The sequence below is a fragment of the Nitrospirillum pindoramense genome, from assembly GCF_007827955.1.
GTDB classification, from domain to species: Bacteria; Pseudomonadota; Alphaproteobacteria; order Azospirillales; family Azospirillaceae; genus Nitrospirillum; species Nitrospirillum amazonense_B.
Genome location: NZ_VITR01000018.1, coordinates 57851 through 77567 on the forward strand (window position 1 = coordinate 57851; position 19717 = coordinate 77567).

Annotated in this window: 15 protein-coding genes; 11 read left to right on the plus strand and 4 right to left on the minus strand. The window is 68.6% G+C overall.

Annotated features, from left to right (window positions below; translation table 11 throughout):
* Positions 1-13: 13 nt before the first annotated feature.
* Positions 14-922 carry a helix-turn-helix domain-containing protein gene (locus FBZ90_RS24085; RefSeq protein WP_246130825.1) on the plus strand — a complete coding sequence of 303 codons (909 nt, stop codon included), beginning with the start codon at positions 14-16 and terminating at the stop codon, positions 920-922.
* Positions 923-982: 60 nt separating this feature from the next.
* On the opposite strand, the gene FBZ90_RS24090 is transcribed toward FBZ90_RS24085, so the two are convergent.
* Both FBZ90_RS24090 and pyrC read right to left on the minus strand, forming a co-directional pair.
* Positions 983-1657, minus strand: coding sequence for an orotate phosphoribosyltransferase (locus FBZ90_RS24090; protein WP_145735630.1), 675 nt, complete (start codon positions 1655-1657; stop codon positions 983-985).
* Positions 1658-1858: 201 nt separating this feature from the next.
* Positions 1859-2935: a dihydroorotase gene (gene pyrC / locus FBZ90_RS24095; protein WP_145735632.1), complete on the minus strand. Its 1077-nt coding sequence runs from the start codon at positions 2933-2935 to the stop codon at positions 1859-1861.
* A 191-nt stretch (positions 2936-3126) separates the two neighbouring features.
* On the opposite strand from pyrC, the gene hisS reads away from it, so the two are divergent.
* Both hisS and FBZ90_RS24105 read left to right on the plus strand, forming a co-directional pair.
* A complete protein-coding gene (gene hisS, locus FBZ90_RS24100; RefSeq protein ID WP_145735634.1) occupies positions 3127-4500 on the plus strand; it encodes a histidine--tRNA ligase in 1374 nt (457 codons plus the stop codon).
* A gap of 231 nt (positions 4501-4731) precedes the next feature.
* Positions 4732-7929, plus strand: a complete 3198-nt coding sequence (locus FBZ90_RS24105; RefSeq protein WP_246130829.1) for a transglycosylase domain-containing protein — start codon at positions 4732-4734, stop codon at positions 7927-7929.
* Here FBZ90_RS24105 and FBZ90_RS24110 read toward each other — a convergent pair whose 3' ends face one another.
* A complete protein-coding gene (locus tag FBZ90_RS24110) occupies positions 7930-8901 on the minus strand; it encodes an alpha/beta hydrolase (RefSeq protein WP_145735636.1) in 972 nt (323 codons plus the stop codon).
* Here FBZ90_RS24110 and FBZ90_RS28725 point away from each other — a divergent pair.
* From FBZ90_RS28725 to FBZ90_RS24140, 7 genes are all read left to right on the plus strand, one after another.
* Complete coding sequence (locus FBZ90_RS28725) at positions 8900-9031, plus strand: hypothetical protein (RefSeq protein WP_276509115.1); 132 nt, start codon at positions 8900-8902, stop codon at positions 9029-9031. The genes FBZ90_RS24110 and FBZ90_RS28725 overlap by 2 nt on opposite strands.
* A 133-nt stretch (positions 9032-9164) precedes the next feature.
* On the plus strand, positions 9165-10367 hold the full coding sequence (locus FBZ90_RS24115) for an MFS transporter (protein WP_211102290.1): 1203 nt from the start codon (positions 9165-9167) through the stop codon (positions 10365-10367).
* 117 nt (positions 10368-10484) lie between these two features.
* Entirely contained in the window at positions 10485-11435 is a 951-nt protein-coding gene (locus FBZ90_RS24120; protein WP_145735640.1) for a bifunctional riboflavin kinase/FAD synthetase, read from the plus strand.
* A 275-nt stretch (positions 11436-11710) separates the two neighbouring features.
* Positions 11711-14590, plus strand: a complete 2880-nt coding sequence (gene ileS / locus FBZ90_RS24125) for an isoleucine--tRNA ligase (RefSeq protein WP_145735642.1) — start codon at positions 11711-11713, stop codon at positions 14588-14590.
* Positions 14587-15084, plus strand: coding sequence for a signal peptidase II (gene lspA, locus FBZ90_RS24130; protein ID WP_145735644.1), 498 nt, complete (start codon positions 14587-14589; stop codon positions 15082-15084). The genes ileS and lspA overlap by 4 nt, the downstream gene beginning before the upstream one ends.
* A gap of 153 nt (positions 15085-15237) precedes the next feature.
* Positions 15238-15741, plus strand: coding sequence for a DUF3035 domain-containing protein (locus tag FBZ90_RS24135; protein WP_145735646.1), 504 nt, complete (start codon positions 15238-15240; stop codon positions 15739-15741).
* 235 nt (positions 15742-15976) lie between these two features.
* Positions 15977-16588: a hypothetical protein gene (locus FBZ90_RS24140; protein ID WP_145735648.1), complete on the plus strand. Its 612-nt coding sequence runs from the start codon at positions 15977-15979 to the stop codon at positions 16586-16588.
* 14 nt (positions 16589-16602) lie between these two features.
* Here the strand turns inward: FBZ90_RS24140 and FBZ90_RS24145 are convergent, their stop codons facing one another.
* Entirely contained in the window at positions 16603-17637 is a 1035-nt protein-coding gene (locus FBZ90_RS24145) for a GIN domain-containing protein (protein WP_145735650.1), read from the minus strand.
* A gap of 308 nt (positions 17638-17945) precedes the next feature.
* Between FBZ90_RS24145 and pgi the strand changes: the two genes are divergently transcribed.
* Positions 17946-19613, plus strand: a complete 1668-nt coding sequence (gene pgi / locus FBZ90_RS24150; RefSeq protein ID WP_145735652.1) for a glucose-6-phosphate isomerase — start codon at positions 17946-17948, stop codon at positions 19611-19613.
* The last annotated feature ends 104 nt before the right edge of the window (positions 19614-19717 follow it).

Here is a 19717-nt window from a genome sequence, read left to right on the forward strand (position 1 = left end):
GACCTCCGAGGTCATGGCTTTTGCCCGTGGCGGCCGTATCATTCCGTCCATCATGACCCATGCCGCCGCCGCGACCGTGACCACCCTTCCTTCACAGCCTACGCCGCCCCAGCCCACACCCTTGGGCCTGTTGCTGCGTGAATGGCGGGCGGCGCGGCGCATGAGCCAGATGGATCTGGCGCTGGAGGCCGGCGTCTCCACCCGGCACCTCAGCTGTGTGGAAACCGGCAAGGCCCAGCCCAGCCGCGAGCTGTTGGCGCGCCTGGCCGACACGCTGGACATGCCCCTGCGGGAGCGCAACGCCCTGCTGGTGGCCGCCGGCTACGCCCCGCGCTACGGCGAGGCGACGCTGGCCACGCCGGCCATGGCGCCGGTGCGCCAGGCCATCGACTTCATCATCGGCCAGCAGGAACCCTATCCCGCCGTGGTGATGAACCGTCGCTGGGACGTGCTGCGCACCAACCGCGCCACCTCCCGCATCGTCGGTCTGGCGCGCGGCGGCATGCCCCGGCACAACAACGTTCTGCGCCAGATCTTCGATCCCGACGACATGCGGCCGGTCATGGGCAATTGGGAAAGTCTGGCTGGGGACCTGATCTGCCACCTGCACAACGAACTTGCCGCCACGCCCCTGGACCAGGGCCTGCGCACCCTGCTGGACGATGTGCTGGCCTATCCCGGCGTGCCCGCCCGCTGGCGGTCGCGTGATCCGGACGCCTATCCCTTGCCGCTGTGCACCACGGTCTTCGCCGGCGGCGCGCTGGATGCGGAGGGGCATCCGCTGCGCTTCTTCTCCACCATCACCACCTTCGGTTCCGCCCGCGACGTGACGGTGGAGGAACTGCGCATCGAGTGCATGTTCCCCGCCGATGAGCGCACGGCGGAGCGGTGCAAGGCGCTGGCGGCGGGTTCGTCTGTATAAGCAAACAGCGGCATGGGTCGCCCCATGCCGCTGCGGCAAATGTCGCGCTGGGTGGGAGGCTTACGCTTCCACCTTGCCGCCGTTGGCGGCCGACCATTCGGCCGGGGCGTGCAGGAACTTCTCCACTTCCGCCATCGTTGCGGTATCGAAATAATTGTGGTCGCGGGCCACCTTCAGCACGTCCCACCAGGTGGTCAGGGCATGCAGGGTGACGCCGATCTCCTTCATCGTCTCCACGCTCTTGGGGAAGATGCCGTAGTGGAAGACGACGAAGGCGTGCTCACACACCGCACCGGCCTGGCGCAGGGCGTTGACGAAGCCCACCTTGCTGCCGCCGTCGGTGGTCAGGTCTTCCACCAACAGGATGCGGTCGCCTTCGTCGAACTGGCCTTCGATCTGGGCGTTGCGGCCGAAGCCCTTGGGCTTCTTGCGCACGTACTGCATGGGCAGGCCCATGCGGTCGGCCATCCAGGCGGCGTAGGAGATGCCGGCCGTCTCACCGCCGGCCACACCGTCGAACGCCTCGAACCCGGCATCGCGCATCACCGTCTGCACGGCGTAATCGATGATGGCCGAGCGGGCGCGCGGGAAGCTGATGACCTTGCGGCAGTCGATATAGACCGGGCTGGCCTTGCCCGAGGTCAGGATGAAGGGCTGGGCGGCGTTGAAATGGATCGCCTTGATGTCCAGCAGCATGCGGGCGGTCAAACTGGCGGCGGTCTGGGCGTCGATCATGGGGGACCTCGGGCGCTGAATTGGGAATTGGGTGGGTAATTACACCAACGGGCATGAGCAAGTAACTCATGCCGTTGTAGGACGCGACTGCGTCTGCCGGAGCGAGCACCGGAGGGCGCAGCGAGGATAGCCAAGCGGCCGGATGGCCGCGCCCGGCGCTTGAGGGGGCATTTGAGCGGTTACGATCAAATGCCACACGCCTTAGTCCTGCAGCAGGCGCCAGTCCAGCCGTTCGCCGGCGCGGAAGGGCAGGACAGCGTTGCTGCCGCCGGCGTCCACCAGGTCGGGAACGATATGGCCGTCGCGTACCAGGGTGATGGTGTCCTCGTTCGGCGCCAAGCCGTGGAAGCGCGGGCCGTTCAGGCTGGCGAAAGCCTCCAGCGCGTCCAGCTTGCCTTCCTCATCGAAGACCTGGGCGTAAAGCTCGATGGCACTGGCCGCCGTATAGATGCCGGCGCAGCCGCAGCCTGATTCCTTGGCGCTGGTGGGGTGCGGCGCGCTGTCGGTGCCCAGGAAGAACCAGGGCTGGCCACTGGTGGCGGCGCGGCGCAGGGCCAGTCGGTGCTTCTCCCGCTTGGCGATGGGCAGGCAGTAGAGGTGCGGGCGGATGCCGCCCGCGAAGATGGACGACCGGTTGATCATCAGGTGATGGGCGGTGATGGTGCAGGCGAGGCGCCCACTGGCCCCGTGCGCCTCCACCACGGCCACCGCCTCCTCGGTTGTCGCGTGTTCCAGCACGATCTTCAGGGCCGGGTAGCGCTCCATCAGGGGCAGCAGCACGCGCTCGATGAACACGGCCTCACGGTCGAAGATGTCGATGGCGGGGTCGGTCACCTCGCCATGGACCAGCAGGGGCATGCCGATGTCCTGCATGCGCGCCAGCACGCCGGCCACGTTGGCGAGGTCGGTGACGCCGTGGGCGGAATTGGTGGTGGCATGGGCCGGGTACAGCTTCACCGCCCGGAACAGCCCTTCCTCATAACCGGCGGCGATCTCATCGGCGCTGCTGCCATCGGTCAGGTAGGCGGTCATCAGCGGCTGGAAGCGGGCACCCCCGTTCTCGGGCAAGGTGGCCAGGACTTCCTCGATCTCCGCCTTGTAGCGCCGGGCGGCGGCGCGGTCGGTCACCGGCGGAACGAGGTTGGGCATGATGATGGCCCGGCCCATCTGGCGGGCGGAGTGCGGCAGCACGGCGCGCAGCATGGCCCCGGTGCGGACGTGCAGGTGCCAATCGTCGGGGCGGCGCAGGGTCAGGCGGGCGGCGGTGGTCGCGCTCATGGGGATGGGTCCGGCTTATGATGTCCGGGCGCCAGTGGTACGCGCTCAGGTGCCTGGGCTCAACCCCTGTGCGCCCCAGGTGTCGCGGATGGCCCATGCTTGGGACGCGCGACCCATGCTTGTGGCGCGCCACCGGGCAAATCGGGTATGAAGCCCGTCTTGTCCGTCTCTTAAAATCCGAGTCCGATCCCATGGCCCTGATCGCCCCCCGCACGCCGCCCGGCACGATGGAACTGCTGCCGTCCAAGCAGATCGCCTTCCAGCGCATGCTGGACACCATCCGGCGGGGCTATGAGCGCTTCGGCTTCCTGCAGATCGAAACGCCGGTGTTCGAGACCGTGGACGTGCTGCTGACCAAGTCGGGCGGCGAGACGGAAAAGCAGATCTATTTCGTGCAGTCGACCGGCGCCCTGGAACAGGCCAAGCGCCCGGACATCGCCCTGCGCTTCGACCTGACCGTGCCCACCGCCCGCTATGTCGCGGAGCATGAGCACGATCTCAGCTTCCCCTTCCGCCGTTATCAGATTCAGCGCGTCTATCGCGGGGAGCGGGCGCAGAAGGGCCGTTACCGCGAGTTCTATCAGTGCGACATCGACGTCATCGGCAAGGACAGCCTGTCCGTCGCCTATGACGCGGAGATGCCGGCCGTCATCTACACCGTGTTCCGCGATCTGGCGGCGGTGGGCATCGATGTCGGCCCCTTCCAGATCAACCTGTCCAACCGCAAGATCCTGCGCGGCTTCCTGGAAGGGCTGGGGTTGAGCGAGGGCGAGGCCCAGGCCGCCGTGCTGCGTGAGATCGACAAGCTGCCCAAGGTGGGCGTGGACGCCGTGCGCACCACCCTGACGGGGGAACAGGCGCTGTCGGCCGAGACGGCCGACGCCATCCTGGCCTTCGTCGGCATCGATGGCAGCACAGATGAGATGTTGGCCAAGGCCAAGGATCTGGGCAGCGCCAGCGCCCTGGCCCAGGAAGGCCTGGATGAGCTGACCCAGGTGGTGGCGGGCCTGCGCGCCCTGGGCGTGCCGGACAGCCATTTCCGCGTCAATTTCTCCATCACCCGCGGCCTCGATTACTACACCGGCACGGTGTACGAGACCTTCCTGACCGACTTCCCCCAGATGGGCAGCGTCTGCTCTGGCGGGCGCTATGACAACCTGGCCAGCCAGTACACCAAGAGCAAGCTGCCGGGCGTGGGCATCTCCATCGGCGCCACCCGCCTGTTCTATGTGTTGGACCAGGCCGGTCTGGTGAAGGACCAGACCAGCACCATCGACGTACTGGTCACCCAGTTCGCGCCCGAACTGCTGCCCGACTACCTGGCCCTGGCGGGTGAGTTGCGCACTGCCGGCCTGAACGTCGAGGTGCATCTGGAGCCGGCAAAAATCGCCAAGCAGATGAAATATGCCGACCGTGCCGGCATTCCCGTGGTGCTGATGATGGGCCCGGATGAGAAGGCGGCGGGCACCGTCACGGTGAAGCGGCTGGCGAGCGGCGAGCAAGCGGCCGTGGCCCGTGCGGACCTGCCGGGTCACCTGCTGGAATCGTTCGGTCGCGCCCGCTGACGGCTGCGCGGCGCGGGGCTTGCATCGAAGATCCGGTGTTCGGGGCTTCGCCCGTGTTCGGATAACACCGGCGCGGGGCTACCCCCAACAGCAGGCGGCCCTTGATATCGCTTGATCACGGGCGGGTTAAGGCCGCTTAGTTCCAAGTGACGATGGGTTCCAGTTGAGGGTGGGGCTTTCGCCGGATGGCCTGGACGGGTCTGCGCTAGGGGGGTACCGCGTACGCGGGCGATGACGACCAGCACCGAGAACAGCTTGGGCGGGAGCCCTCTGGCGGGCATCGGCGGGCGCGGCGACACCTTGGCCGCGTTGCGTCCACCCGTGTCCCGCCTGTCGCCGGGAGCCAAGGCCGCCGATACCGACGCCGCCGGTCCCAAGGTCCGTCGCCGGGGCACCCCGCTATGGGTGCGTATCCTGGGCTGGACCACCAGCCTGGCCATCATGGGGGGCATCGGGGGCGCGGCCTGGCTGGAGACGCAAACGTCCGGCTTTGAATCCGCATTGCTGGCCCGGGTGGGCCGCGACCTGCGCTTCTCCGTCTATCCCGGGCCCACCACGGCGGTGCGCTACCCCACCGGCGGGCCTTATGACGAGAGGCTGGGCTATACCCAGATGCCCAGCTTCCTGGAGCGGCTCACGGCCGGTCCCTACCGCGTCACCGCCCAGGCGCGCATGTCGCCCACCCTGCTGGACTATCTGGACCTCAGCTTCTATCCGCCCTATGCGGAGAAAACCTCGGCCGGGCTGCAGGTGCTGGACCGCGGCGGCACGCTGCTTTACGGCGCCAGCTATCCGGAGCGGGTGTTCACCAGCTTCGCCTCCGTCCCGCCGCTGGTGGCCGACACCCTGCTGTTCATCGAGAACCGCAAGCTGCTGGACCCGGCGCACCCCTATCGCAATCCGGCGGTGGATTGGGACCGCTTCGGCCTGGCCCTGCTGCAAATCCCCTTGCAGGTCATCAACCCGGGCGCCCAGCGCATCGGCGGCAGCACCCTGGCGACGCAGACGGAGAAGTATCGCCATTCCGCCGGCGGCCAAACGGCCGACGGGGTGGAGAAGCTGCGCCAGATGGCGTCGGCCAGCATGCGCGCCTACATGGATGGCGCGGACACGACCCAGACCCGCTTCCGCATCCTGGTGGATTACCTGAACTCCACGCCCCTGTCGGCCCGGCCCGGCATCGGGGAGATCAATGGCCTGGGCGACGGCCTGTGGGCCTGGTATGGCACCGACTTCGCCACGGCGAACCAGATCCTGCGCGACCAGCCCCGGACGGAGGAGGATTTGGCGACCCAGGCGGTGGTCTATAAGCAGGTCCTCAGCCTGCTGCTGGCCCAGCGGCGCCCGTCTTTTTACCTGACCGCCAACCGCACGGCGCTGGACGCCCTGTGCAACGAGCATCTGCGGGTGCTGGAAAAGGCGGGCGTCATCCCCCCGGCGCTGGCCGACGCCGCGCAGAACTTCCAACTGCGCTTCCGGGAGGAGGCGCCGGACCCGCCCGATGTCTCCTATGTGGAGCAGAAGGCGGTCAACGCCATCCGCAACCGCCTCATCTCCATGCTGGGCGCCCACACGCTGTATCAGCTGGACCGCCTGGACCTCACCACCGACACGACGCTGGACCAGGCGGCGCAGGAACGGGTGACGGCGGTGCTGAAGCGCCTGGCCGACCCGGCGGCGACGGCGGAGCTTGGCCTGACCGGCGACCGGCTGCTGACCGGGGCCGATCCCGCCAAGGTGGTCTATTCCGTCACCCTGTATGAACGCGCGCCCCACGCCAACCTGGTGCGGGTGCAGGTCGACACCCTGGACCAGCCGCTGGACCTGAACGAGGGCGCGCGCCTGGATTTGGGCTCCACCGCCAAGCTGCGCACCCTGATCTCCTATCTTGAGATCATCGAGAAGCTGTACCGTGACTATCACCAGCGCGACGCCGCCGCGTTGCGCGACATTTCGGCTGCGGCGGACGACAACCTGACGCGCTGGGTGACCCAGACGCTGGCGCAGACGGGCGATCAGGGGCTGCCGGCCCTGCTGAACGCGGCCATGGAGCGGACCTATTCCGCCGGCACGGGTGAGCGCTTCTTCACCGGCGGCGGCCTGCACAGCTTCAACAATTTCGAAAAGTCGGACGACCACCGTATCCTGACGGTGTCGGAGGCGCTGCGCCGCTCGGTCAACCTGGTGTTCATCCGCCTGATGCGCGACGTGGTGAACCACTACATCGCCGAAGGGCCGGCGCGGAAGGACGACGTCCTGGACGATCCGCGCAACCCGGCCCGCCAAACCTACCTGGCCCAGTTCGCGGACCGGGAGGGCAGCACCTTCCTGAACCATTTCTGGGATGAGTATGGCGGCCTGAACCCCGACCAGGCGCTGGAAAAGCTGGCGGCCAAGGCCGGCACGCGGGAGGAGCGGCTGGCCGTCATCTACCGCTCCGTCCGACCCAATTCGACGCCGGAGGATTTGGCCCGCTTCCTGGCGGCCCACGGCGCCACGGAGAACGAGACCCGTGCCCCCGGGGCGCATGTCAACGCCAAGCCGCAACCGCTGAAGCCCGCCACGGTGGCCGCCCTGTTCGAGAAGGCGGACCCGGAGAAGTGGACCCTGAACGACCGGGGCTACATGGCCGGCGTCCATCCGCTGGAATTATGGCTGGTGGCCTATCTGCAGGAAAGCCCCAAGGCGCCCAAGCGCCAGATGCTGAAGGAAAGCAGCAGCTCGCGCCAGGAAAGCTATCAGTGGCTGTTCTCCACCCGCTACAAGCACGCGCAGGACACCCGCATCGGCATCGTGCTGGAGGAACAGGCCTTCGCCCGCATCCATGCCGACTGGAAGCGCCTGGGCTATCCCTTCGAGGCGCTGGTGCCCTCCTACGCCACCGCCATCGGCAGCTCGGGCGACCGGCCCGGGGCGCTGGCCGACCTGATGGGTATCATCGTCAACGACGGCATCCGCCTGCCCACCGCGCGCATCACCCGCCTGCACTTCGCCGCCGGCACACCCTATGAGGCGACGGTGGGTCTGGATGACCGGCTGAAGGGGGAGCGCGTGCTGTCCCATGAGTTGGTGGACGTGGTGAAGGCCCACCTGCTGGATGTGGTGCAGAACGGCACGGCCCAGCGCGCCAAGGGCGCCTTCCACGACGCCGAGGGCAACCCGCTGCCCCTGGGTGGTAAGACCGGCACGGGTGACCAGCGCTTCGACCGCTTCGGGCCCGGCGGGGTGCTGCTGGAATCGCGGGTGGTGAACCGCACGGCCACCTTTGTCTTCTATGCCGGCGATCGCTTCTTCGGCGTCATCACCGCCCATGTCCATGGGGCTCAGGCCGCCAACTACCATTTCACCAGCGCATTGCCGGCCCAGTTGCTGCGCGTGCTGGCCCCGGCGCTGCAGCCCCTGATGCTGATGCCGCCGGACCAGGGGTAATTACAACCCGTTTTCCTCCAGGAAGTGGTCGATATCCTCCCACACCGCGCGGCGGATGGCGTCAGTCTCCATCATCAGTTCGTGCTGGGCGCCGGGATACTGGTGGAACCAGGCATTGGGCAGGCGGCGGGCCAGGGCGCGCAGGGCGGGGGAGCGCACGATGCGGTCGGCGCCGGCCGCCAGGATCTGGATGGGCAGGTTCAGTCCCGACATGTCGCTGTGGCCCAGGTAATCCATGGACCGGAAGGCGGCCGACAGCCAGCCGTAGGTGACCCCGCCCAGGCATAGGTCCGGCTGGTGGCGGCAGGCGTCCAGGGCGACTTGGAAGCGGCGGGCGTCGCTGGTCAGGGTGTTGCCCTCGAACCGTTGGGCGTCCGGATCGAAATCGCGTTGGCCGGCGGCGTAAGCCTCCGCCTTGCCCTGGCGGCAGGCCAGGTCGGCGATCAGCGCCGCCGCAGGGGCGGGCAGGGGGGTGGTGTTGATGCGCAGCATGGCGGCGCACAGGATCACCGCCTTCAACCGCGGCACCTCCATCGCCGTGTCACAGTCCAGCACATGGCGCAGCATGAGATGGCCGCCCATGCTGTGGGCGAAAGCCACGACCGGCCCCGTGGGCGGGCACAACGCCGCCATCACCGCGTCCAAATCGTCCAGGTAGGTGCCGAAGTCGTCGATGTGCCCCATGTGCCGGTTGGCCAGAGCGCGCGTGGACAGGCCCTGGCCCCGCCAGTCGAACGACACCACCCGCCAGCCCCGGGCGGCCCACTCGGCGGCCTGTTCGGCGTATTTTTCCAGAAACTCGCTGCGGCCGTTGACCAGCAGGCAGGTGCCGCGCCGCCCGGCAGCCTCACCCCCCTGCCACGACCCCAGGCGCAAACGCGCGCCGTCGGGACGCTCCAGGTACGTGCAGGACCATCCGGTGGTGCCCGCCTGGTCCGCCCGGACGGCGGGTGTTTCGACTGCGGTGTCCATGACGGCGGCGATCCTGGCGCGGCTGGCTGTCGGTGATGCTTTGCTGATTGTCGGGGCGATTCGCCGCGCCCGTCCACCCCACAAGGCATATTTTTTCGATCTTTTGCCGGTTCCCGGCGGCGCGCTATGAGCCCGCTCACATCGTGCCGGCGTAGGGGCATGACAGGGGCGCCCATCTCCACCGACAGGTTAACGATGGACCCGCGGTGGTCATGGCGCCAGTTTCCGGGATGAACGATGCTGCCCCATCAGGATTGACGATCATGGAATCCCTGCACTGGCGACGGAACCTGTACGTCTGCCTGTTCGGATCCTTCACCACCATCGCGGGCCTCAGCCTGATATTGCCCTTCCTGCCCCTGTATGTGGAGCATCTGGGGGTGAGTGGTCACGCCGCCATCGTGCAGTGGTCGGGTGTCGCCTATGGCGCCACCTTCTTCGGTGCCGGGGCCACCGCCCCCCTGTGGGGCCGGTTTGCCGACCGCTACGGCCGCAAGATCATCCTGATCCGCGCCAGCTTCGCCATGGCGGCGGCCATCGCGCTGACCGGACTGGTCCGGGATGTCTATCAACTGGTGGCCTTGCGGTTGCTGGCGGGCCTATTGGGGGGCTACGCCTCCGGCTCCATCGTGCTGGTGGCGACGCAGACGCCCAAGTCCCGGTCCGGCTGGGCCCTGGGGGTCCTGTCCACCGGCATCCTGGCCGGCAGCTTGGCGGGGCCGCTGATCGGTGGCGCCCTGCCGGGGCTGATCGGTCTGCGGCAGACCTTCTTCGCCGCGGGCGGCGCCATCTTCCTGACCTTTATCGCCACCGCCACCCTGATCCGCGAGGAACCGCGGGCCAAGGTCGCCGGGCCCCCTCTTGTGGGCAGCCCGTGGCGCCAGATCCCCGACCGGCGGCCCGTGTACGCCATGCTGCTGACCGCCTGTATGCTGATGGTCGCCAATATGTCGATCGAGCCCATCATCACCGTCTATGTCGGCCAGATCGCCCCACCCGACAGCGACGTCGCCTTCCTGTCCGGGCTGGTGATGGCCGCCGGGGCGCTGGCCAGCATGCTGGCGGCGCCGCGCGTGGGGCGACTGACCGACCGGCTGGGGCCGCGTGCGGTGGTGGTGGCCTGCCTGGCTGCCACTGGCGTGCTGATGATCCCCCAGGCCTTCGTCACCCATGTCTGGCAACTGATCGCCCTGCGCTTCCTGATGGGGCTGACCCTGGCCGGCCTGTTGCCTGCCATCACCACCCTGATCCGGCACAGCGTGCCCGACCGGGTGGCGGGCGCCATCCTGGGCTATTCCACCTCCGCCCAATTCGCGGGGCAGGTGGCCGGGCCGCTGCTGGGCGGTTTCATCGGCGGGCATGTCGGCATGCGGTCCGTGTTCTTCGTGACCGCCCTGCTGCTGTTCGCCAGCGCCGCCCTGAACGCCATGCCGAGGGCCGGCGCGGGGCCGGCGCATGCGGCGTGAGGGCGTGCCGCATGCGTGGGAAGGGGCTTTGCAGAGCGGGCCGTTAAAGCCTATATCCGGACGCATTGGATTTCCGCCCGTTCCACGGCCCACCCAAGCGATGAAAAGCCGCCGGTCATGAAGCTATTGCGCCACTATGAGGATGCGCCCGCCGACGTGCGCGGGGCGGTGGTGGCTTTGGGCAATTTCGACGGCGTGCACCTGGGGCATCGCGCCGTCATCGGCCAGGCCAGGGCCTTGGCCGATGACCTGGGCCGCCCCGCCGCCGTCATGACGTTCGAGCCGCACCCGCGCAGCTTCTTCCGCCCCGACGACCCGCCCTTCCGCCTGACGCCACTGCGCATCAAGGCGCGCCTGGTCGCCGCGTTGGGCGTCGACGCCCTGGTGGTGCTGCACTTCGACGCCGCCCTGTCGGGCATGACGGCGGAGGAGTTCGTGGAGAAGGTGCTGGTCCAAGGCCTGGGTGCGCATCATGTCGTGGCGGGCTACGACTTCCTGTTCGGCCACAACCGGGGCGGGGACATGGGCCTGCTGCGGACCCTGGGCGCTCAACACGGCTTTGGCGTGACCGAGGCGCGGCCGGTGGCCAACGGGGCGGGGGAGCCTTATTCCTCCACCTCCGTCCGCCGCCATCTGCAGGAAGGCCGCCCGCAAGAGGCCGCCGCCATCCTGGGCCACCCGTTCGAGATCGAGGGCCGGGTCGAGCACGGCGACAAGCGCGGCCGCACCATCGGCTTCCCCACCGCCAACATCGAAATCCACGATTACCTGCGCCCCCAGTTCGGCGTCTATGCCGTGCGCGCCGGGGTGGACGAGGGCGCGGCCACCGTCTGGCATGACGGCGTGGCCAACCTGGGCCGCCGCCCCACCGTGGGCGGCACGGTCGAGCGGCTGGAGGCCCACCTGTTCGATTTCGACGGCGACCTCTACGGCCGGCATGTCCGTGTCCAGTTGCTGGACTTCATCCGGCCGGAGATGAAGTTCGAGAGCTTCCAGGCGCTGAAGGACCAGATTCTCAGCGATGCGGGTGAGGCGCGCCGCCGCCTGGCCACCCTGCCTAAAACGTGAACCGGGTCATCGCCGTGACGCCGACCGGTTCCGTCCCATGCCGCTTGACCCGCTGGGGCCGGCTGCTAACATCCGCCCCCATGTTGATACCGCGCCAGATCAGGGTCATGGACCTGCGAATTATCGACCCGGTCTCCTGAGGGGGGCCGGGATTTGGGCGCGTTCATCCGCGTACCGCCACCGCCGACAATCCCGCCGGCCTTCTCCCGGGACGCCCGCTTCCGCGCCCGGGCCAGGGAGGGCCGCCATCCGAACACCGGATTTTCTGACCCGCCATGACCCGCGATCTTAAAGACACCGTTTTCCTGCCGCGTACCGATTTCCCCATGCGCGGCGGCCTGCCGAAGAAGGAGCCGGAGTTGCTGGCCCACTGGGCGGCCATCGACCTGTACGGCAAGCTGCGCCAGGATGGGGCGGAACGCGCGCCCTTCGTGCTGCATGACGGCCCGCCCTACGCCAACGGCAACATCCATATCGGCCACGCGGTCAACAAGATCCTGAAGGATGTGGTTATCCGCAGCCAGCAGATGCAGGGCCGCAACGCCGTCTACGTCCCCGGCTGGGACTGCCACGGCCTGCCCATCGAATGGAAGATCGAGGAGAAGTACCGCAAGGCCGGCAAGGATAAGGACGAGGTGCCCGTCCTGCAGTTCCGGGCCGAATGCCGCAACTTCGCCGCCGAATGGGTGGGTATCCAGGCCGCCGAGTTCCGCCGCCTGGGTGTGGAAGGCGACTGGCAGAACCCCTACCTGACCATGGCGTTCGACGCCGAATCCGCCATCGTGCGCGAGATCCACAAGTTCCTGCTGAATGGCGGCCTGTACAAGGGCGCCAAGCCCGTCATGTGGTCGGTGGTGGAAAAGACCGCCCTGGCCGAGGCGGAGGTCGAGTATCAGGACGTGACCTCGCCCATGATCTGGGTGCGCTTCCCCGTGGTGGCGGCGCCCACGCCGGTGCTGAACGGCGCCGCGGTCGTCATCTGGACCACCACCCCCTGGACCATGCCGGGCAACCGCGCCGTGGCCTATGGCGAGGATATCCCCTACGCCGTCTATACCGTGACCGAGGCCCAGGAAGGCTCGCTCGCCAAGGTGGGTGAAAAGCTGATCCTGGCCCAGGCCCTGGCCGACGGGGTGGCGACATCGGCCAAGGCGACATTCGCGAAGGGCGCCGACGTCACCGCCGCCGACCTCAACGGCGCCATCCTGGCCCATCCCTTCCGCGGCCATCCGGAGGCCAACGGCGGCTACGACTATGCCGTGCCGCTGCTGCCGGGCGACCATGTCACGTCCGACGCCGGCACCGGCTTCGTCCACACCGCCCCCGGCCATGGCGCGGAGGACTTCGACCTCGGCCGCAAGTTCGGGCTGGAGGTGCCGCAGACCGTGGACGCGGACGGCAGCTACTACGCCCATGTGCCGCTGTTCGCCGGCGCCCGCGTCTACACGCCCGAGGGCAAGCCGGGCGACGCCAACGGCAAGTCCATCAGCACCCTGATCGCGCAAGGGGCGCTGCTGGCCAAGGGCAACCTGAAGCACAGCTATCCGCACAGCTGGCGGTCCAAGGCGCCGCTGATCTTCCGCACCACGCCGCAGTGGTTCATCTCCATGGACACCAACGACCTGCGGACGCGGGCGCTGGCGGCCATCGATGAGACGCAGTGGGTGCCGCCGCAAGGCCGCAACCGCATCTATTCCATGGTGGAAAGCCGCCCCGACTGGTGCATCAGCCGGCAGCGCGCCTGGGGCGTGCCCATCGCCCTGTTCCTGTCCAAGACGGATGGCCAGCCCCTGAAGGACGAGGGCGTGCTGAACCGCATCGCCAGCTTCTTCGAGACCGAGGGGGCGGATGCCTGGTACAGCCGGCCCGCCGCCGACTTCCTGGGCCCGGACTATGACCCCGCCGATTACGACCAGGTGTTCGACATCGTCGACGTCTGGTTCGAATCGGGTTCCACCCACGCCTTCGTGCTGGAGCGGCGCAACGACCTGTCGTCGCCCGCCGACCTCTACCTGGAGGGGTCGGACCAGCATCGCGGCTGGTTCCATTCCTCGCTACTGGAAAGCTGCGGCACCCGGGGCCGCGCGCCCTTCAAGGCGGTGCTGACCCACGGCTTCGCCCTGGACGAACAGGGCCGCAAGATGTCCAAGTCCCTGGGCAACGTGGTGGCGCCGCAGCAGGTGATGGAGGAATACGGCGCCGACATCCTGCGCCTGTGGGTCGTGGGCTCCGACTATTCGGAGGACCTGAAGGTCGGCAAGGAAATCCTGAAGAGCAACGCCGACCTTTACCGCCGCCTGCGCAACACCCTGCGCTATCTGTTGGGCGCCCTGGCCGACTTCACGGAGGCCGAGCGGGTGGAATCGGCGGCCATGCCTGACCTGGAGCGCTGGGTGCTGCACCGCCTGGCCGAGATGGACGGCATCGTGCGCCAGTCTACCAAGGAATACGACCTGCACCGCCTGATCACCGAGCTGCATAACTTCTGCGCGGTGGACCTGTCGGCCTTCTACTTCGACGTCCGCAAGGACAGCCTGTACTGCGACGCGCCGACCAGCGACCGCCGCCGCGCCGTGCGCACGGTGCTGGAGCAGCTGTTCCTGACGCTGACGGCCTGGCTGGCCCCCATCCTGTGCTTCACGACGGAGGAGGCTTGGCTGGCCTTCCGCGCCGAGGGCGACGACGCCCGCCGGGCGGCGCTGCCGGAGAGCGTGCATCTGCGCCAGTTCCCGGACATTCCGGCCGGCTGGCGCGACGACGCCCTGGCCGCCCGCTGGGCGGTGGTGCGCGACCTGCGCCGCGTGGTCACCGGCGCCCTGGAACTGAAGCGCGCCGACAAGACCATCGGCTCCTCCCTGCAGGCGCATCCGACGGTGCATGTGCAGCCGGAGCATCAGGCGGCTCTCGCCGGCCTGGATCTGGCGGAAATCAGCATCACCTCCGGCATCACCGTGACCCTGGAGCCGGCGCCGGAAGGCGCCTTCGCCCTGGCCGACGTGGCCGGCGTGGGCGTGGTGTTCGGCGCGGCCGAGGGTGAGAAGTGCGAGCGCTGCTGGCGCATCCTGCCGGAGGTGCCGGCCGCCGCCGAAGGTGTGGAACAACTGTGCCATCGCTGCGATGACGCCGTTGGTCCCGTTGGGGGCGACCAGGTATGAGCATGCTGGCCCGCGTCTTGGGGCGCTTCGGTGTTCCTGGCCTGGTCGCGGCGGCCCTGGTCCTGGCCGCCGACCAGGCCAGCAAGGCCGCCATCCTGGGCCGCTTCGCCGAGGCGGGTGACGGCATCACCCTGCTGCCCTTCTTCAACCTGGTGCTGGTCTGGAATCACGGTGTCAGCTTCGGCCTGTTTAATCAGGGCGGCGCGACGGGCACCGTCATGTTGATCGTGTTAGCCCTGGTCATCACCGCCGCCATGGCGGTGTGGATGCGGCGCGCGGCCCGCCTGGTCGAGGCGGTCTGCGCCGGCATGGTGATCGGCGGGGCGTTGGGGAATGTGATCGACCGGCTGCGCCTGGGCGCCGTCGTTGATTTTCTGGACTTCCACATCGCGGCATGGCATTGGCCGGCATTCAACGTCGCCGACAGCGGCATCGTGGTCGGGATGCTGGTGCTGGTCGTGGATGGGCTGTTCGTCAGGCCCGCGACGCGGTAGGGTGTCGCCGGCACGGGGAATGCCGGCAGGGGAACGCCAGTTGGGGAACGGTGGGGTTCCCCGGGTGGGGTTTACCCAACGGGTTCCCAGAGTGGGTTAGGGTCAGGTTCACGGGGTCCCGGGGTCCGGGGCCTACATTCGACGGACGAGGATATGGGCGAGAATTCTAAGGTGTTTAGCGCGCGGCTGATGCTCGCGGCGGCCGGTTTGGCAGCCCTGACGGGGTGTGACAGCCTGGACTACCTGTTCGGCGGGTCGCGGCCGACGCCGGACGAGTTTCGGGTGCTGGCGCGCGCGCCGCTGGAGGTGCCGCCCGATTTCAACCTGCGTCCGCCGCAGCCGGGCAGCCCGCGCCCGCAGGAGATCGTGAAGGAGACGCGGGCCACCAGCACCGTGTTCGGCGCCGCCACCACCGAGGCGACGGCCGTGGCCTCCGCCACCGCCAACCAGAGCAAGGGCGAAGCGGCCCTCGTGGCCAAGGCCGGCGGCGATCAGGCCGACCCGCAGATCCGCAAGATCGTCGACAAGGAATGGCCGGGCACCGTGGTCGGCGACCGTGGTTTCCTGGACAGCCTGATGTTCTGGAAGGGTGACGACAAGCCGTCGGCGAACGCCCCGACGGTGCAGCGCGACAGCAGCTCTGCCGGCGCCCACTGACGCCTGCCCCAATGCGAAGGCCCGGACGGGATGACCTCCCTCCGGGCCTTTTGTCATGGACTGATGATTTTCGGGCAAACCCTTGCCCCATGCATTGCGTTTTGCAAGCTCCGGGTCGTTTCCGGTGTCAAGCCCGGAGGATGGCCTCCCTTTTCCGCCGCCCGTGACGCCCCGCCCGCTGGCATGCGGGTTGCTGTTGGACTCCTGACAGCGATCCAGGCTCCGGGGGGTTCCGATGACGTTCACGTTCGACGATTTCAAGGCACGCTTCTTCCAGGCCGGTCCCCTGGCGGGCCGGACCGCTCCGGAAACCCCGGCGGCCGTGGCCATGCAGGACAATCCGCTGCCCAACGGCTTGGGCGCACGCCGCCGGGCCGCGCGTCCCGGCGCCGGTTCCGACAGCCTTGACGGCCTTCCCATCTCGGCAATTCTTGCCGCCATCAAGGCAGATCCTGCCGCCCTGCACCGGCGCCGTGCCGTGCTGGAGGGGGAAATCCGTTCCGTGTGGTCCACCCTGCAGGAACTGGTGCGGGAGTATCGCGCCCTGGGCGATGACGCCATGCTGCCCCAGGATGTCAGCCCCACCTTGCCCGCCAAGGCCCCCAAGGCTTCTAACGGCCTGCCAAAGGAAATGGCGTCCCTGGGCGACGCCATCGGCCTGCCCCTGAGTGTCCTGCCCGACAGTGCCCTGCCCGCCGCCGCGCCCGCACCGGCCCCCGCACCGGTGGTGGTGGACCAGGGCGGCCTGTTCGCCGTGGAGGAGGATGTCGCGGTGGTTCAGTCGGAACCGGTGCGCCTGCCCCGGTCCCGGGCCATGGTGCGCCCCGCCCGCCGCCAGGCCCGTTGATCAATCCCGTCAGGTCAGCGTCCGCCCGCGTGAACGTCGCCGCTGCCGCTGCGTGACTGCTCCAGCCGGCCGGTCACCTGATCGATCGTCACGTCACCACTGCCGCTCAGCGAGAGGGTGGCATCGGTGACCTTGACGTGCAGCACTTGGTCGCCGCTGCCGCTGATGGCGGTGGACAGGGTGCCGATCTCCCCGCCGTCGATGGTGATGTCGCCGTTGCCCGACTGCTTCAGTTGGGCGGTGGGCGCCGACACCGCGTGGATGGTCAGCGAACCCGAACCGCCGAGATGGGCCGACAAGGGCCCTTGCACCTTGGCCGCCGCCAGATCGCCCGAGCCGTCGATGGTCAGGCGCAGGTCCTGCACCGCCGGCAGGGTGACGTTGCCCGATCCGCTGATCTTGGCCTGGGTGGTGCCGCCGCTGCCCCCGCCGATGGTGATGGTGCCGCTGCCGCTGCTCTCCAGGTCGGTGGAGGGGCCGGTCATCTGGATGATGCCGACATTGCCCGAGCCGGCCACGCGTACCTTCAGCGCGCCCTCCAGGCGATCCAGCTGGGTATCGCCCGACCCATGGATGCGGATCTGGGCGCCGCCCGCCACCCGGTCGACCTTGAAATCGCCAGAGCCGTCCAGGGTCAGCCCCAGGGCGCCGAAGCCGCCGTTGGCCTGGTAGTCGGTGGACCCGCCCTCCTGCACCTCCAGCGGGATACCGGCGGGTACGGTGATGGCGATGCGCAAGGTGGGCTGCCAGCGCGTCCAATCCTCCCCCTCGCGGTAGCAGCGGCGGCCGCTGATGCCCAGCTGGGCCACCTGGCCGCCGCTGGCCGTCAGCTGGTCCAGCTCCTTCGGGTCATCCGCCGTGGCCCGGATGCTTACGTCGTGCGCGCTGGATGAGGCGGTGATGTCCACCGTGCGGGCGCAGGGGGTTGTGATCCGCAGGGACTGCCCCTGCAGCGTCCAGCTGCGTTCCCCCGCCCAGGCGCTGGCGGCGGCGGTGAGTGTCACGACCGAGAGGGGCAGGGCGAGGGCGATTCGATGAAGACGGGACATGGGGGCGGACTCGTCCAGGGTTGCGGCATTGTCACCATTGTCGCCGGGCGGCGGGGGCGATCAAGCGCGTAGCGGGCGATGGAACCGATCCGGCCCGCCGGCTTGTGCCAAGTGGCCCCATTCGCCCGGGCCTGCGCCGCCGCGCCCCCGCCCGGTAACGTCAAAAACGGGGACAAAATCGCGTCAAACGGACGAAATTCCCCTCCGGACCGCTGCTTAACCCCCGGCAACCGTGCTAAACCCCTGGGGCTTTCCAGGGGCGGGATAATGGGATCCGGATGCCCCTGGCCACAGGTCAGGAGAGAACGATGTCAGCCACGCAGACCCCCACCCCGGACACGCCCCTGGTTCAGTCCCCGGCTTGGGCGGCGCTGGCCCGGCACCGCCAGGCGCTGGACGGCGTGCATATGCGCGACCTGTTCGCCGCCGACCCGGAGCGGTTCGACAAATACTCCCTGAAGCTGGGCACCCTGCTGCTGGACTATTCCAAGAACCGGCTGACCGACGAGACCCTGCCCCTGCTGCTGGACTTCGCCCGCGCCCGTGACCTGGAAGGCTGGCGCGACCGGATGTTCGCCGGTGCCGCCATCAACCTGACGGAAGGCCGCGCCGTGCTGCACACCGCCCTGCGCCAGCCCAAGGGCGCCACGGTGCTGGTCGACGGCCGCAACGTGGTGCCGGATGTGCACGCCGTGCTGGATCGCATGGGCGCCTTCGCCACCGCCGTCCGCGATGGGGTGTGGCGCGGCTGGACCGGCCAGCCCATCACCGACATCGTCAACATCGGCATCGGCGGTTCCGACCTGGGCCCCGTCATGGTGACCCAGGCGCTGACCCCCTATCACCACCCGCACCTGCAGGCCCATTTCGTCTCCAACGTCGACGGCACCCACATCGCCGAGGTGCTGAAGAAGGTGGATGCGGAGACGACGCTGTTCATCATCGCCTCCAAGACCTTCACCACGCAGGAAACGCTGGCCAACGCCCACACGGCGCGCGACTGGCTGCTGGCCCAGGGCGCGCCGGCGGACGCGGTGGCCAAGCACTTCGTGGCCGTGTCGACCAACGCCAAGGAGGTCGCGGCCTTCGGCATCGACACCGACAACATGTTCGGCTTCTGGGACTGGGTGGGCGGCCGCTATAGCCTGTGGTCGGCCATCGGCCTGCCCATCCTGCTGATGATCGGCCCCGACCGCTTCGCCGAGCTGCTGGCCGGCGCCCACGCGATGGACGAGCATTTCCGCACCGCCCCGCTGGACGCCAACATGCCGGTGCTGATGGGCCTGATCGGCCTGTGGTACGTGAATTTCTGGGACGCCCAGTCCTATGCCGTGCTGCCCTATGACCAGTACCTGGCCCGCCTGCCGGCCTACCTGCAGCAGGCGGATATGGAGAGCAACGGCAAGGGTGTCGACCGCGACGGCCGCCCGGTGGACTACGCCACCGGCCCGGTGCTGTTCGGCGAGCCCGGTACCAACGGCCAGCACGCCTTCTACCAGCTGATCCACCAGGGCACGCCGCTGATCCCGGCGGATTTCCTGGCGCCCATCGAGACGCACAACCCGGTGGGCCGCCACCACACCCTGCTGCTGGCCAACTTCCTGGCCCAAACCGAGGCCCTGTTGCTGGGCAAGACCGAGGATGAGGCGCGGGCCGAACTGGCCGCCCAGGGCCTGGATGGCGAGGAGCTGGAGGCCCTGGTGCCGCACAAGGTCTTCACCGGCAACCGCCCGACCAACACCCTGCTGTTCCAGAAGCTGGACCCGCACACCCTGGGCACGCTGATCGCGCTCTATGAGCACAAGATCTTCGTGCAGGGCATCCTGTGGAACCTGAACTCCTTCGACCAGTGGGGCGTGGAGCTGGGCAAGCAGCTGGCCAAGGCCATCCTGCCGGAGCTGGAGGGCGGGTCGCGCCGGGGGCATGACTGCTCCACCGCCGGCCTCATCCGCCTGGTGCGCGACGGCCTGCGCTGAGTGCCTGAGGGAAGTGCCGGGCATGCCCTTACAGGGTGCCCGGCTTTCCCGTGGCGCTTTGCGTCGGCGTTTCCGCTGAGTCTGTCCGCGAGCAGATTCACGCT

Coding starts and splice junctions, on each gene's coding strand:
- FBZ90_RS24085 (WP_246130825.1), top strand. CDS start 14: ATGGCTTTTGCCCGTGGCGGCCGTATCATTCCGTCCATCATGACCCAT.
- FBZ90_RS24090 (WP_145735630.1), bottom strand. CDS start 1,657: ATGATCGACGCCCAGACCGCCGCCAGTTTGACCGCCCGCATGCTGCTG.
- pyrC (WP_145735632.1), bottom strand. CDS start 2,935: ATGAGCGCGACCACCGCCGCCCGCCTGACCCTGCGCCGCCCCGACGAT.
- hisS (WP_145735634.1), top strand. CDS start 3,127: ATGGCCCTGATCGCCCCCCGCACGCCGCCCGGCACGATGGAACTGCTG.
- FBZ90_RS24105 (WP_246130829.1), top strand. CDS start 4,732: ATGACGACCAGCACCGAGAACAGCTTGGGCGGGAGCCCTCTGGCGGGC.
- FBZ90_RS28725 (WP_276509115.1), top strand. CDS start 8,900: ATGACGGCGGCGATCCTGGCGCGGCTGGCTGTCGGTGATGCTTTGCTG.
- FBZ90_RS24110 (WP_145735636.1), bottom strand. CDS start 8,901: ATGGACACCGCAGTCGAAACACCCGCCGTCCGGGCGGACCAGGCGGGC.
- FBZ90_RS24115 (WP_211102290.1), top strand. CDS start 9,165: ATGGAATCCCTGCACTGGCGACGGAACCTGTACGTCTGCCTGTTCGGA.
- FBZ90_RS24120 (WP_145735640.1), top strand. CDS start 10,485: ATGAAGCTATTGCGCCACTATGAGGATGCGCCCGCCGACGTGCGCGGG.
- ileS (WP_145735642.1), top strand. CDS start 11,711: ATGACCCGCGATCTTAAAGACACCGTTTTCCTGCCGCGTACCGATTTC.
- lspA (WP_145735644.1), top strand. CDS start 14,587: ATGAGCATGCTGGCCCGCGTCTTGGGGCGCTTCGGTGTTCCTGGCCTG.
- FBZ90_RS24135 (WP_145735646.1), top strand. CDS start 15,238: ATGGGCGAGAATTCTAAGGTGTTTAGCGCGCGGCTGATGCTCGCGGCG.
- FBZ90_RS24140 (WP_145735648.1), top strand. CDS start 15,977: ATGACGTTCACGTTCGACGATTTCAAGGCACGCTTCTTCCAGGCCGGT.
- FBZ90_RS24145 (WP_145735650.1), bottom strand. CDS start 17,637: ATGTCCCGTCTTCATCGAATCGCCCTCGCCCTGCCCCTCTCGGTCGTG.
- pgi (WP_145735652.1), top strand. CDS start 17,946: ATGTCAGCCACGCAGACCCCCACCCCGGACACGCCCCTGGTTCAGTCC.